This is a genomic window from Nonomuraea diastatica (assembly GCF_004349015.1).
GTDB lineage: Bacteria > Actinomycetota > Actinomycetes > Streptosporangiales > Streptosporangiaceae > Nonomuraea > Nonomuraea diastatica.
Window position 1 is genome coordinate 1 of record NZ_SMKP01000240.1, and the last position, 13,989, is coordinate 13,989.

Consider the following 13,989-nt stretch of genomic DNA (forward strand, 5'->3'; position numbering starts at 1 on the left):
GGCCCCGGCCCCACCCCGAGAACGCGCTGGATCTCGTTGCCGTCGAGCTCGGGCCGGATCTTGGCCAGCTCCTCCTCCTCGGCGAGCCTGGAGATGCGCTCCTCGAGGTGGTCGTACGTCCGCGACAGCGCCGCGGCCTTGCGCTTGTTGCGGGTCGTGCAGTCGGCCCTGGTCAGCTTGTGCAGCCGGTCGAGCAGGTGGCCGGCGTCGCGCACGTAGCGGCGCACGGCGCTGTCGGTCCACTCGCCCGTGCCGTAGCCGTGGAAGCGCAGGTGCAGCTCGACCAGCCGGGAGACGTCGGACACGACGTCCTTCGGGAACTTCAGCTCGGCCATCCGCTTCTTCGTCATCTGGGCGCCGACCACCTCGTGGTGGTGGAACGACACCCGCCCGCCCGTCTCGTGGCGGCGCGTCTTCGGCTTGCCGACGTCGTGCATGAGCGCCGCCCAGCGCAAAATCCGGTCGGGCTTGCCGTCCTCCTCCAGCGCGATGGCCTGGTCGAGCACCGTCAGCGTGTGCTCGTAGACGTCCTTGTGCCGGTGGTGCTCGTCGATCTCGAGGCGCAGCTTGGGCAGCTCGGGCAGCACGTACGCGCCCAGCCCCGTCTGGACCAGCAGCCGCAGCCCCTCGCGCGGGTTGGCGCCGCAGAGAAGTTTGTCGAGCTCGTCGCGGATGCGCTCGGCCGAGACGATCTGGATGCGCTCGGCCATCGAGGACATCGCCGCCAGGGCCTCGTCATCCACCTCGAACCCGAGCTGCGAGGCGAACCTGGCCGCCCGCAACATGCGCAGCGGGTCGTCGCCGAAGGAGCGCTCGGGAGGCCCCGGCGTGCGCAGCACCTTGGCGCGCAGGTCGCGCAGCCCGCCGTACGGGTCGGCGAACTCGTGCCCGGGCAGCCGCACCGCCATCGCGTTGACCGCGAAGTCGCGCCGCTCCAGGTCGGCCTCCAGCGTCTCGCCGTACATCACCTCGGGCTTTCGCGACTTCGGGTCGTACGACTCGCTGCGGTAGGTCGTGACCTCGATGAGCGAGCCGCCCTTGCGCAGGCCGACGGTGCCGAAGTCGATGCCGATCGTCCACACGGAGTCGGCCCAGGGTTTGACGAGCTCCAGCACCCGCTCGGGGTGGGCGTCGGTGGTCAGGTCGAGGTCGTTGCCGATGCGCCCGAGGAGGAGATCACGCACGGGCCCGCCGACCAGGGCGAGCTCGTGGCCGTGCGCGGCGAACAGGCGGCCGAGCTCGTCGGCCGCCGGCGCGATCTTGCGGAACAGGCCGTGCATGGCCTGCCGCTGGCTTTCGGTCAGAGTTGAGTCGGACAAACTCAGTGGGTCCTTCCGGAACATATCCCCCGAGCCACACCAGGTCCGGGTTACCTTCGGTCATGGGACCGTCGGGGGCCATGGAACGAGGTAAGGAGGACTATATGAAGGACGCCCTCGCGATCCACCGCTGGCTCCTCGCACACCAGGTCCATCATGAGATCGTACGCCTTCCGCGTCCCATGACATCCGCGGAGGAGCTCCCGAAGATGGTCTCCGCGGCGCCCGAGAGGTGCCTGATGGTCACCGTGTTCGACGTGGCCACCAGGGTCGGCCGCGAGGTGGTCATCGCGGTGACCTCCCCCGTCGCCCTGCCGCCCAGGCCGGGAGCCGTCGGCGGTCTGCTCGCGGCGCGCCAGGTGCGCTACGCCCCCGCCCACGTGGTCAACGCGGCCACCGACTACGCCGACGGGCTGGTGTGCCCGCTGCTGCTGACGGAGTCGCTGCCCGTGTTCATCGACGACCGGCTGCGCGTGGACGAAGGACCGGTCTTCCTGCCCATCGGCGAACGCCACACCGCGCTCTCCTTGCGCGCCGTCGACCTGCTGACACTCCTGCCGGGGAAGCTGGCCGACCTCCGGGGCACACGCCTGAAAGGATCACGTGGGGCGGTCGCGCGGCGGCACTGAACCCGTACCATTGCGGGCGTGCGTCGTCGTACTCCAGCTCGGGCATCCGCGTGATCCGTAAGGCCACACTGCTCGCCGTGCTCTCCGCCGCGTTGTTCGCCCCCATGGTGGCGGCGACGCCGAGCACGGCTGCCACCAGCGCGAGCAGGCAGACCGTCACCGTGTCGCTCGCGTCGATCACGCCTGACGTGCCCACTTCGCAGACCGACGAGATCAAGTTCACCGGCACGGTCCGCAACGACACCGGCGCGCCCACACCGGCCCAGCGCGTACGCCTGCGCTACACCCCGCAGAGGCTCACCGACCGGGCCTCCATGGCCGCCTACGCGGCCGACCAGAACACCGCCACGCTCCCGGGCAACGTCTCGGCCTCCTCGGCGATGGACATCCCGCCGCTCGCCGCCGGCGAGCAGGCACGCTGGGAGTTCACCGCGACGCCGGTGCAGCTCAACTACCGCTCGTTCGGGGTCTATCCGATCGCCATCGACGTGGCCCAGTACGGCGTGCCGGTCTACGCGCAGCGCACTTTCCTCACCTACGCGCCGCCTGCCGTCCCCAAGCCGCCGCGCAACAAGCTGGCCATCGCCCTGCCGGTCATCGACCAGCCGCACCGGGCGACCGACGGGTCCATGTTCGTGGACGACAAGTTGAGCCAGTCGGTCGCCGGCCGGGGCCGCCTGGCCGACCTGGCCCGCGTCGCGCAGGTCGCGCCCAAGACGGTGACCTGGTTCTTCGAGCCCGGGCTGCTCGACGACCTCGACGTGATGAAGAGCGGCTACACGGTCAAGACGAAGGACGGCGAAGAGAGCCAGCCGGCCAGCGCCGCGGCCGGCGCGTGGCTGACGAGCATGCGCACCTCGCTGGCCTCCTCGCCCGTGGTGGCGGTCCCCTACGCCGATCCCGACGTGACCGGGATGGCCCACCGCGGCCTCGACGTCCAGCCCAACAGGGCCATCCAGCTGGCCGGGCAGAAGGCCGGGGAACTGCTGGGCCGCGAGGTGAAGACCAACGTCAACTGGCCGCCCTCCGGCCGGCTCGACCCGGACGCGCTCGACCTGCTCTCGGTCTCCGACGCCAAGGTCGACCGGGTGCTGCTCGACCCCGGCAACCTGCCCCCGCAGCCGCCCGTCACGTTCACGCCCGACGCCGCCTCGACCCTCGACTCGGTCAACGGCCCCGTCACCGCGCTCGTCGCCGATCCCCAGCTGAGCGCCCTGTTCGAGCCCAAGGGCGCCACGAGCGTCCTGCTCAGCACGCAGCGTTTCATCGCCGAGACCGCGATGATCTCCGCCGAGCAGGGCCAGACCTCGCCCAGGTCGCTGGTCATCGCCCCGTCGAGGCGCTGGGATCCCAACCCGGCCCTCGTCTCCGCCCTGCTCAAGGCCGCGGGCCGCCTGCCGTGGCTGCAGATGACCACGCTTGAGTCGATCAAGCCGAGCAAGGCTTCGGTGCCGCGCGCCGGGCTGGCCTACACCGACGCCGACCGCAAGGACGAGTTGAGCGGCAAATACCTCAAGCGGGTCAAGGAGACCTGGGAGAAGGCGCAGCTGACCGCCGAGATCACCACGACGAAGACACGGTCCAGCTTCGACGCGGCCGTGCTCAGGCTGTCCTCCTCGGCCTGGCGCTCCAGCTCGCGGACGGGCCGCGCGCTGACCAAGCAGGTGAGCGCGGCGGTCGATGACCGCCTGGGCAAGGTCACGATCACCGGAGCCGGCTCCGACCGGCCACGCAAATCGCTGGCCGGCAGCGACGGCGTGGTGCCCATCAGCGTGAAGAACTCGACGGGCGCCCAGATCTCCCTCTACGTCGACGTCCAGTCCAACAACCGCAAGCTGCTGCAGGTCAAAGAGCAGAACGAGCGGCTGACCATCGGCGTCGGGCAGAGCGGCACGGTCCCGGTGCCGATGAACGCCACCGGCAACGGCGACGCCACGGTCACCGTGCAGCTCAGGACCGTCGACGGCAAGGCGTACGGCGAGCCGGTGCGGCTGACCATCCGCACCACCGGCTACACCGGCATCGCCTCAGTGATCGTCGGAGCCGCTTTGACCGTTATGCTCGCCGCCGTGGTGACGCGGGTGCTGCGGCGACGGTCAGAACGCAAGCTCGCCCGGGCCGCCAAGAACCGGGAGGTGAGCACCGCATGAGCCGCATGCTGCGGGCCAGCGCCATCATGGCGGCGGGCACGATGGTGTCCAGGGTGACGGGTTTCGTCAGGACCATGGTGCTGGCCTACGCCATCGGCACGGCTCTGCTCGGCGACGCCTACAACGCGGCCTACGCGATCCCCTACAGCATTCTCGACCTGCTGCTGCTGGGCGTGCTGAGCAGCGTCGTGGTGCCGATGATCGTCCGGGCCCAGCAGCACGACGCCGACGGCGGGCGAGCCTACGAGCAGCGACTGCTGACGCTCGCCACGCTGGCGCTGGCCGTCATCGCGGTCGCCGCCGCGCTGGCCGCACCGCTGCTCATCGACCTCTACACGGTGTGGCCGCCGGACAGCCGGGAGTTCGAGGTCGCGGTCACACTGGCCCGCTTCATCCTGCCGCAGCTCGCCTTCTTCGGCATGGGCGCGGTGGCGGGCGCCATTCTCAACACCCGCGACCGCTTCGCCGCGCCCATGTGGGCGCCGGTGCTCAACAACCTGGTCGTCATCTGCGTGTTCCTCGTCTTCGCCATGGTCAGCACCGCGAAGGGCGACATCGCGAAGGTCTCCGACGGCGAGCTGGTCCTGCTCGGCCTCGGCACCACGGCCGGCATCGTGGCCCAGGCCGCCGTGCTGATCGTGGCGCTCAAGCGGGCCGGGTTCTCCTTCATGCCCCGCTTCGACCTGCGCAACGCCCGGCTCGGCGAGATGGCCAAGGCCGGCGTCTGGACGATTGGCTACACCGTCGTCACCCAGCTCGGCTTCGTGCTGACGACCAACCTGGCCAGCGCCGCGGGCTCCGTGGTGGAAGGGCACGGCATCAGCCCGTACACCCTGGCGTTCCAGCTCTTCCAGCTGCCCTACGGCGTCATCGGCGTCTCGGTGATCACGGCCATGCTGCCGCGGATGAGCAGGGCCGTCAGCGACGGGCGGTTCGACGACGTCCGCTCCGAGTTCGGGTCGAGCGTACGCCTCATCTGCTCGTTGATGGTGCCGGTGTCGCTGCTGCTCATGGTCCTCGGCCCGGCGATCACCGTGCCGATCTACGGCCACGGCGCCAACAGCGTCGCCGACGCCGTCTACATCGGCAACGTGCTGCAGGTCTACGGGCTCGCGCTGGTGCCGTTCGCGCTGTTCCAGCTGCTGCTCCGGGTCTTCTACAGCTTCGGCGACACCCGCACGCCGGTGTTCGTCGGCGCGGGCACGACGGCGGTCAACGCCCTGCTCATGTGGCTGTTCTTCACGCTGCTGCCGGCGCGTTACGCCGTGATGGGGCTGGCTCTCGCGTACGCGGTCGCGTACGCGCTGGGCGCCCTGACGGCCTGGTGGCTGGCCGGCCGCCGCGTCCAGGGGCTGGGCGGATGGAGCATCGGCATGGCGCTGACGAGGATGTATCTCGCCGCTCTGCCCACCGCCGTGCTGGCACTCGGAGCGGTCTGGGTGGTCACGGGGGTCTTCGACGGGCTAGGGTTCGTCAATTCGCTGATCGTTCTGGCCGTCGGTGGCGGCCTTGGATTGCTCCTCTATCTCGGCGTTGCGCACAGAATGCGCATCCCGGAGGTCAACTCCATCGTTGGGATGGTCGCGGGGCGGGTAGGTCGGTAAAGAACGCGGGCGGAATCTACTCGGCACTACCATGGAGCCCGACACGCGGCGAATGGAAGCAGGAGGGGCGTGGGCGGATCCACCCGGCATAGCGTGCCTTCGTGGTACACGACCACGCAGGTGAGTCGAGTCATGAGCACGCCCGATCGGCCCAGCGGAGAGAGCCAGTGAGCACGTCGGCCGTCGAACCCGGCACCCGCCTCGCCGAGCGCTTCCGGCTGGAAGACCGCGTCAGCGAGTCCGACGGCGCCACCCTGTGGAAGGCCATCGACGAGATCCTCGCGCGCCCCGTGGCGGTCCACACCTTCGCCCCCGGCTTCCCCCGGGTCCACGAGGTCGTCACGGCCGCCCGGTCGGCGAGCCGCCTCACCGACCCGCGCCTGACCCAGGTGTTCGACGCGGCGGAGGACGACAAGGCCTCCTACGTCGTCAGTGAGTGGGTCACCGGCGAGAGCCTGACCGACCTGCTGGCCGCGGGCCCGCTGGAGCCGGAGCGCGCGGCGGGGCTGGTCGCCGAGGCCGCCGAGGCGCTCGCGCACGCCCACGAGTCGCAGCTCTTCCACCTGTGCCTGCGCCCGTCCCACCTGGTGTGGACGACCGGCAACACGGTCAAGGTGCTCGGCGTGGCCGTCGACGCGGCCATGTACGGTCTCACCACCGACCAGCCGGCGCTCGACGACGCCGAGGGCCTCGGCCGGCTGCTCTACGCGGGGCTGACCGGCCACTGGCCCGGCGACGAGGAAGAGGGCGGGCTGCCCGCGGCGCCGATGACCGACGGCCACTTCTGCACGCCACGGCAGGTCACCGCGGGCGTGCCCGGCTATCTCGACGCGGTGACCATTCGGGCGTGCCTGCCCGAGGCGCGCAAGGGCCATGGCGCGTTGACCACCCCGGCCGAGGTCTCCGCGGCGCTGGCCGACGTCGCCAGGCCCATGCCGATCCCGATCTCCTACCCCTCGACCCCCGCGGTGGCCTCCGCCTCCCACACCGAGGGTCTCGACATCGCCCACCGGCAGAAGCTGGCCGTCCCACCGCCGCAGCCCCCGCCGCACCGCACGCCCAAGGGCGAGGGCAGCATGGTCAACCGGGTGCTGATGACACTGGTGGTGCTGCTCGTCATCGCCGCCGTCGGCGTGGGCGCGTGGACGATCGGCAGGAGTCTGGGCAGCCCCACCACTCCTGATGCTCAGGAGACCGTCCCCAGCACGTCGGCGTCGGCGTCCGCCGAGGCCCAGGCCGTCAAGCCCGAGAGCGCCAAGGGCTTCGACCCGCTCGGCGACAGTGACGAGAAGTCCGACATCGCGAAGCTGGCCATCGACGGCAAGCCCGGCACGTTGTGGAAGACCGAGGCCTACACCAGCGCCGACCTGGGCCGGCTCAAGGACGGCGTCGGCCTGCTGCTCGACATGGGCAAGTCCATGCAGATCAGCGACGTGGTGGCTACGCTGGGCGACGCACCGGGCGCGACCGTGGAACTCAAGGTGGGCGACTCCGCCGATCTCGACGCGCTGAAAACGGTGGCGACCGAGAAGAACGCAGCAGGTAAAACCACCCTCACCCCCGAAGAACCGGCAAGCGGTCAGTACGTTTTGATCTGGTTTACACGCGTTCCGGCGGATGCAGGCAAGTTTCATGGCACCATCTATGAAGTAGTGGTGCACTCTCCCGGATCGGCATAATCAGGAAACTCTCTTGTGAACTCCCCACCCGAGACACCCTCAGCAGCGGAGCGGCCGGCGGTCACAGACGCCGAGCTGCTGGCTGCCCATATCAACGGGGATCCTCACGCCTTCAGCGACATCGTCAAGAGGCACCGCGACCGCATGTGGGCGGTCGCCCTGCGTACGCTCGGTGACCCCGACGAGGCCGCCGACGCCGTACAGGACGCCTTCGTCTCCGCATACCGCAAGGCCGCCACGTTTCGCGGCGAGGCGGCCGTCACCACCTGGCTGCACCGCATCGTGGTCAACGCCTGTCTCGACCGGATGCGCCGCAAGTCCGTCAGGCCCGTCGCCGACGACGAGTTGATCGAGGCCGCCGAGCGCGAGACTCCCCTGCCCGACCAGACCGTGGAGCGTGAGGTCTCCATGGAGGTTTCCGCCGCGCTCAAGCTCCTGCCCGGCGATCAGCGGGCGGCCCTCGTCCTCGTCGACATGATGGGCTACTCGGTCGAAGACGCAGCTCAGGTGCTCCAGGTGCCGAGCGGCACGGTGAAGAGCCGGTGCGCCAGGGGACGCGCGAAACTTGCCCCGATTCTTTCGCATCTGCGGAACCGAACAGACTTGAATCGCGTCTCATCCGCGAAGGGAGCAGAACTTCGTGACGGGTGATACGCACTACGATCTGGACATCCTGGCCGAGCTGGCCGAGGGTCTCCTGGACGTCGGCACGGCACGCCAGGTCCGCGGGCATCTCGCGGTCTGCGACCCCTGCGGGGAGCTACTGGCAGACCTGGCGACGGTTCGCGAGGTGCTCGCGGCGACCCCCACACCGGCCATGCCGATGGGTGTCGCACTGCGCATCGACCAGGCTCTGGCCGCCGAGGCGGAGTCCCGCAAGGGCGGAGGCGTCGGCCTCGCGGACGCACCGGACTGGGACGAGCTCATGCGGGACGCCCCGTGGGAGCGCGCAGTCGAGGTGCAGGAGCCCGCACACTTCGGCAGGTCCGCGGACAAGGTTCCTGAGCCGGCGCTGACCGATGCCCCAGGGGAGGACTCCGGAGAGCCGGTGCGCCTCGGGGTGGTCGCCGATGACGGCACCATCGTCCCGGCCAGGCGCACGCGCGCACGACGACGCGGCTGGGCGTTGCCAGCGCTCGCGGCAGCGGCTGCGGCCGTCGTGGTCGGCACGGCGGTGGCCTCCACCAACCTGATGGCCGGCGGCGGCGGTCAGGGCGAAACCGTCGCCCCACCGATGGCGGCGCCCACGCAGTCGAAGCCGGTGTCGACGCCCTCGCAGGTGGAGCAGAAATCGGTGCGGCCGAAGTCGTACGCGCTGACCGACAGCCAGCACAACTACAGCGACCAGGAGCTGCGGCAGCCGCTCGAAGGCGTCTTCGGCCCCGCGCCCATCGTCGGCGGGGGCACATCCGACGCCGCGAGTGTCGACAAGTGCGTGAGCAGGGTGGCGAACCGGTCGAAGCTGCCGACGTACGCGGTCGACCAGGGGCAGTACAACGGCCAGGAGGCCCTGGTGATCGCCTCGTGGAAGGACAAGGCGGCGCAGAAGCTGCGCATTGACATCGTCGACCCGTTCAACTGCAAGAACCTCCGCAAGCCCGCGCTGGGTCGCTGGTAGGGAAACCCCACGTCAGAGCCCGCTTCGGCGGGCTCTTTCGTTTTGGGTGGGTGTTGTAGGCAGGGTGGGGAATCATGGCGGCCTAGGATCTGTTGACGCCGATGGCATCAGCTGACGAGGAAGGCAGGCGTGAAGCGTTGAGCGACGTGCGTAACGTGATCATCATTGGATCCGGCCCAGCCGGCTACACCGCGGCCGTCTACTCCGCTCGTGCCGAGCTCAAGCCGCTGATCTTCGAGGGCTCCGTCACGGCGGGCGGCGCGCTCATGAACACCACCGACGTGGAGAACTTCCCCGGGTTCCCCGACGGCATCATGGGCCCCGACCTGATGGACAACCTGCGCAAGCAGGCCGAGCGCTTCGGCGCCGAGTTGCTCGCCGACGACGTCGTCGAGGTCGACCTCGAGGCCAGCCCCAAGGTCGTCAAGACCCACACCGACACCTACTACGCCAAGTCCGTCATCCTGGCGATGGGGTCCGGCTACCGCGAGCTCGGCCTGTCGAACGAGAAGCGCCTGTCCGGGCACGGCGTGTCCTGGTGTGCCACCTGTGACGGTTTCTTCTTCCGCAACAAGGACATCGTGGTCGTCGGCGGCGGCGACACCGCGATGGAGGAGGCCACGTTCCTGACCAGGTTCGGCCGCATGGTGACGGTGGTCCACCGGCGTGACTCGCTGCGGGCCAGCAAGATCATGCAAGACCGCGCGTTCGCGAACGACAAGATCCGGTTCGTCTGGGACTCCGAGGTCGTCGATGTGATCGGCGACACCAAGGTCGAGGCGGTCAAGGTGCGCAACATCAAGACCGGCGAGGAGTGCGAGCTGGCCACCGACGCGCTGTTCCTGGCCATCGGCCACGATCCGCGTACCGAACTGGTCAAGGGGCAGATCGACCTCGACGAGAACGGATACATCAAGGTGGCCTCCCCCAGCACCGCCACCAACATCGAGGGCGTCTTCGCCGCAGGAGACGTCGTGGACCACACCTACCGCCAGGCCATCACCGCGGCCGGCACCGGCTGCGCGGCCTCGCTCGACTCCGAGCGCTGGCTGGCCACCATCGAGAAGTAAAGGAGCGCACCGTGAAGGCTGTCACCGACGCCACCTTTGACAACGAGGTCCTCAAGAGCGACAAGCCCGTCCTGGTCGATTTCTGGGCCGAATGGTGCGGTCCGTGCCGCCAGGTTTCGCCCATCCTCCAGGAGATCGCCAAGGAGCACGGCGACAAGCTGGAGATCGTCAAGCTCAACATCGACGAGAATCCTGAGGTCCCGCGCCAGTACGGCGTACTCCAGATCCCCACGCTGAACGTCTACAAGGGTGGAGAGGTCGTGAAGCAGATCATCGGCGCCAAGCCGAAGGCCATGCTGCTGCGCGAGCTCGAGGGCATCATCTAGCGCCCTGCGGCGCTGATAGTTCGCCCTTCGTGGCGCGCTTCGCCCGGCAAAGCCCCCGTCGTCCCCGGCGGGGGCTTTCGCATGGGCGTATGGAGAGCTGAGACGCCGTTAGACGGGACGTAGGGCGCGTTCCGGACTCATGGAGCCGAGAAGCCGTTCCAGCGCCACCTCGACGTCCTCGCGCCACGAAACGGCGGTCTTGAGTTCCAGTCTGAGCCGTGGAAATCTCAAATGCGGACGAACTGTCTTAAAACCAACAGAAAGCAGGTATTCCGCGGGAACTATGCAACCAGGCTCTTCCCACTTGAGGTCGCCAAAAGCTTCTATGGCTTTCACCCCGCGCCGGGTGAGGTCTTTGGCGACGCCCTGGATGAGCATCCGGCCCAGCCCGCCGCCCGAGAACTCGGGAATGATGTGGGCCGACATCAGCAGCACCGCGTCGGCGCTGACCGGCGAGGTGGGAAAGGCGAGCGAACGCGGGCTGTAGAGCGGCGGGCTGTAGAGCACGAAGCCCGCGGGCACTCCGTCGACATAGACGATCTTCCCGCAGCTCCCCCATTCCAGGAGCGTGCCGGAGATCCAGGCCTCCTTCTCCAGCCCGGAGTCGCCCGACTCCACCGCGCGCTCACCGCTGACGGGATCGAGCTCCCAGAACACACACCGCCGGCAGCGCCTCGGCAGATCGTCAAGATTGTCCAGGGTTATGTTGACCAGCCGGCGCGACAACTACCGCCCCTATCGTTGACCCGGAAAAGCGCGCGAAAACCGCGTCCACAGGTGGCATCGTAGCCCAGTGAAGATGCCACCAGCCGACACCACCACGGTCAGCCCCGTCACGGGCGACATGTCCGTCTAGCGTAATCTGGTGTTTCAGTCCGATATGACACCTAGGAGGTGGGCCGTGACAGCAGAGCGGGATCACGGTCAGGCACCCGCGACCCACGGGTCGCGCATCGACGCGTACGTCGATCGGTACGCCGCACGAGCTACCGGGATGGTCGCCTCCGAGATCCGAGCTCTCTTCGCCGTCGCGTCGAGGCCCGAGGTGGTCTCGCTCGCCGGCGGCATGCCGTACGTCACGGCGCTCCCCCTCGACATGGTCGGCGAGCTGGTCTCCGACCTGGTCACCAAGCGCGGCCCCGTCGCGCTGCAGTACGGTTCCGGCCAGGGTGACCCGCACCTGCGCGAGCAGATCTGCGAGGTCATGCGGCTGGAGGGGATTCACGCCGGGGCGAACGACGTGGTCGTCACCGTCGGTTCGCAGCAGGCCCTCGACCTGATCACCCGGATCTTCATCGACCCGGGCGACGTGGTGCTCGCCGAGGGCCCCTCGTACGTGGGGGCTTTGGGGACGTTCGCCGCTTATCAGGCTAAAGTGGTTCACATCGCCATGGACGATCAGGGCATCGTGCCCGAATCCCTGGCCCAGACCATCTACGCCCTCGAGACCGCGGGCGCGCCCATCAAGTTCCTCTACACGATCCCGACCTTCCAGAACCCGGCCGGCGTGACCCTCAACATCGCCCGCCGACAGCAGGTGCTCGACATCTGCCAGCGGGCCGGGGTCCTCGTCATCGAGGACAACCCGTACGGCCTGCTCGGCTTCGACGGCGAGCCCATGCGCGCCCTGCGAGCCGACAACCCGGACGGCGTGGTCTATCTCGGGTCCTTCTCCAAGACGCTCGCCCCCGGCTTCCGCGTCGGCTGGGCGCTCGCCCCGCACGCCATCCGCGACAAGCTCGTGCTCGCCATGGAGTCGGCCGTGCTGTCCCACTCCTCGTTCACCCAACTGGCCGTCGGCCAATACCTTGCCACGCAGCCGTGGCGCGAGCAGATCAAGACGTTCAAGGAGCTCTACCGCGAGCGCCGCGACGCCCTCATCGACGCGCTCGACGCCCTGATGCCGCCCGAGGTCACCTGGACCCGCCCCGCCGGCGGGTTCTTCGTCTGGGCCACCCTGCCCGAAGGGCTCGACTCGAAGGCCATCCTGCCGCGGGCCGTGGCCGAGCGGGTCGCGTTCGTGCCGGGCACGGGGTTCTTCTCCGACGGCAGCGGGGCGCGGCACATGCGCCTGTCGTTCTGCTTTCCCGAGCCCGACCGCATCCGTGAAGGAGTGCGGCGGCTCGCCGGAGTGATCGAGCAGGAGATGCAACTGCGCGACACGTTCGGCACCTCGTCGGCCCGCGAACATGCCGGCGTGGACACACCCGGGCCCGACCTGGCCTGATCACCACGACAGGGCCGGCGCCACCTTGCGGGGGGACGCCGGCCCCTGAACGTTCCTCCTCCGGGCCGGGCACGCGGACGAAGCACCTGCCGTACACCATCCACCCCCGGCGCCGGTACGGTTGGACAGCGTGCGATCAGCGGAGGAGTTGTGATGAGCGATCTGGGCCACGTGCTCGTGCTGGCCGGAGGCCTCTCTTATGAGCGAGAGGTGTCTCTGCGGTCCGGTCGCCGAGTCAGCGAGGTGCTGCGCGCGGCGGGCGTCGACGTTGAAGCCCGCGACACCGACGCGTCCCTCGTGCCCTCGATGCTCGCCGACCCGCCGGAGGCCGTGTTCGTCACCCTGCACGGCGGCGCGGGCGAGGACGGCGCGATCCGTTCCATCCTGGAGCTGCTCAACGTCCCCTACGTGGGCGCCGACCCCGACGCCTGCCGGGTGGCCTTCGACAAACCCACCGCCAAGGCCGTCGTACGCTCCGTCGGCCTGCACACCCCCGAGTCCGTCACGCTGCCGAAGGAGACGTTCCACGACCTCGGCGCCACCGTCGTGCTCGGCCGCATCGTGGAGCGGCTCGGGCTGCCCCTCTTCGTCAAGCCCGCCCGCGGCGGCTCGGCGCTCGGCGCCTCCATCGTCCGCACCGCAGAAGAGCTCCCCGCCGCCATGGTCGGCTGCTTCGCCTACGGCGACACAGCACTGATCGAGCGGTACGTCGAGGGCGTGGAGGTGGCCGTCTCCGTCGTCGACGTCGGCAACGGCCCGGAGGCCCTGCCCGCCGTGGAGATCGTCCCCGACGAAGGGGTCTACGACTACGCGGCCCGCTACACGGCCGGCCACACGGAATTCTTCGCCCCCGCCCGCCTCTCCCCCCAGGCCGCCGCGGCGTGCGCGGAAACGGCGGTGACCGCTCACACGGCGCTCGGGCTGCGCGACATCTCCCGTACGGACCTGATCGTCGACGCGACGGGCATTCCCCATTTCCTGGAGGTCAACGTGGCACCAGGGATGACGGAGACCTCCCTCCTGCCCATGGCCGCCGAGGCGGCCGGCCAGGACCTGGGCGACCTCTGCCGTGCCCTCCTCCAGAACGCCGCCGCCCGCTTCCACCCTTAAACCCACCCCAGACGCGGGACCCCTCTCCCTTTGGAGCCCACCCCGGACGAGGACCGCATCTACCCTGAGAACCCACTCCAGGCGGGAATCCACTCCCCCTAGAGCCCAACTCGCGCGCGGGCCTGATCCCACACCAGGGGTCCAACCCAATGCCCGCGCCTGGTGTCCGCCCTCCAGCTCAGCCCACGCCCGCGCATGAAGCCCGCCATCGAGCCCAACCCCACGCCCGCACGCGGCCCCCGCACCCGCACCCAACC

At 69.3% G+C, this 13,989-nt stretch carries 12 protein-coding genes; 10 read left to right on the forward strand and 2 right to left on the reverse strand.

Going from position 1 to position 13,989, the window contains the following annotated elements; genetic code table 11:
• Positions 1–1,280, reverse strand: a 1,280-nt coding sequence (locus tag E1294_RS46720; protein WP_246083771.1) for a CCA tRNA nucleotidyltransferase, incomplete at its 3' end; no start/stop codon positions are given.
• A 143-nt stretch (positions 1,281–1,423) separates the two neighbouring features.
• On the opposite strand from E1294_RS46720, the gene E1294_RS46725 reads away from it, so the two are divergent.
• The 8 genes from E1294_RS46725 to trxA all read left to right on the forward strand — a co-directional run bounded on the left by E1294_RS46725 (position 1,424) and on the right by trxA (position 10,395).
• Positions 1,424–1,948: an aminoacyl-tRNA deacylase gene (locus E1294_RS46725; RefSeq protein ID WP_132518371.1), complete on the forward strand. Its 525-nt coding sequence runs from the start codon at positions 1,424–1,426 to the stop codon at positions 1,946–1,948.
• Positions 1,949–1,998: 50 nt separating this feature from the next.
• Entirely contained in the window at positions 1,999–4,098 is a 2,100-nt protein-coding gene (locus tag E1294_RS46730) for a DUF6049 family protein (protein ID WP_132518373.1), read from the forward strand.
• Positions 4,095–5,702 carry a murein biosynthesis integral membrane protein MurJ gene (murJ, locus tag E1294_RS46735; RefSeq protein WP_246083770.1) on the forward strand — a complete coding sequence of 536 codons (1,608 nt, stop codon included), beginning with the start codon at positions 4,095–4,097 and terminating at the stop codon, positions 5,700–5,702. Before E1294_RS46730 ends, murJ begins: the two co-directional genes overlap by 4 nt.
• A gap of 167 nt (positions 5,703–5,869) precedes the next feature.
• Positions 5,870–7,381 carry a protein kinase family protein gene (locus tag E1294_RS46740; RefSeq protein ID WP_132518375.1) on the forward strand — a complete coding sequence of 504 codons (1,512 nt, stop codon included), beginning with the start codon at positions 5,870–5,872 and terminating at the stop codon, positions 7,379–7,381.
• A gap of 15 nt (positions 7,382–7,396) precedes the next feature.
• The gene (gene sigM, locus E1294_RS46745; protein WP_132518377.1) at positions 7,397–8,032 is read left to right on the forward strand and encodes an RNA polymerase sigma factor SigM; all 636 of its coding nucleotides are present in this window, start codon (positions 7,397–7,399) and stop codon (positions 8,030–8,032) included.
• Positions 8,022–8,999, forward strand: a complete 978-nt coding sequence (locus tag E1294_RS46750; protein WP_132518379.1) for an anti-sigma factor — start codon at positions 8,022–8,024, stop codon at positions 8,997–8,999. Before sigM ends, E1294_RS46750 begins: the two co-directional genes overlap by 11 nt.
• Before the next feature lie 137 nt (positions 9,000–9,136).
• Positions 9,137–10,069 carry a thioredoxin-disulfide reductase gene (gene trxB / locus E1294_RS46755; protein WP_132518381.1) on the forward strand — a complete coding sequence of 311 codons (933 nt, stop codon included), beginning with the start codon at positions 9,137–9,139 and terminating at the stop codon, positions 10,067–10,069.
• An 11-nt stretch (positions 10,070–10,080) separates the two neighbouring features.
• Positions 10,081–10,395: a thioredoxin gene (trxA, locus tag E1294_RS46760; RefSeq protein ID WP_132518383.1), complete on the forward strand. Its 315-nt coding sequence runs from the start codon at positions 10,081–10,083 to the stop codon at positions 10,393–10,395.
• 108 nt (positions 10,396–10,503) lie between these two features.
• On the opposite strand, the gene E1294_RS46765 is transcribed toward trxA, so the two are convergent.
• Positions 10,504–11,121, reverse strand: a complete 618-nt coding sequence (locus E1294_RS46765) for a GNAT family N-acetyltransferase (RefSeq protein WP_132518385.1) — start codon at positions 11,119–11,121, stop codon at positions 10,504–10,506.
• A gap of 154 nt (positions 11,122–11,275) precedes the next feature.
• On the opposite strand from E1294_RS46765, the gene E1294_RS46770 reads away from it, so the two are divergent.
• Together E1294_RS46770 and E1294_RS46775 are read left to right on the forward strand one after the other, a co-directional pair.
• Positions 11,276–12,622, forward strand: a complete 1,347-nt coding sequence (locus E1294_RS46770) for an aminotransferase-like domain-containing protein (RefSeq protein ID WP_425465273.1) — start codon at positions 11,276–11,278, stop codon at positions 12,620–12,622.
• Between the two features lie 153 nt (positions 12,623–12,775).
• Positions 12,776–13,732: a D-alanine--D-alanine ligase family protein gene (locus E1294_RS46775; protein ID WP_132518389.1), complete on the forward strand. Its 957-nt coding sequence runs from the start codon at positions 12,776–12,778 to the stop codon at positions 13,730–13,732.
• The last annotated feature ends 257 nt before the right edge of the window (positions 13,733–13,989 follow it).

Bases quoted from the DNA above. Each gene is read 5' to 3' on its own strand.
- E1294_RS46725 (WP_132518371.1), top strand. From the start codon at position 1,424: ATGAAGGACGCCCTCGCGATCCACCGCTGGCTCCTCGCACACCAGGTC.
- murJ (WP_246083770.1), top strand. From the start codon at position 4,095: ATGAGCCGCATGCTGCGGGCCAGCGCCATCATGGCGGCGGGCACGATG.
- E1294_RS46770 (WP_425465273.1), top strand. From the start codon at position 11,276: ATGACACCTAGGAGGTGGGCCGTGACAGCAGAGCGGGATCACGGTCAG.
- E1294_RS46775 (WP_132518389.1), top strand. From the start codon at position 12,776: ATGAGCGATCTGGGCCACGTGCTCGTGCTGGCCGGAGGCCTCTCTTAT.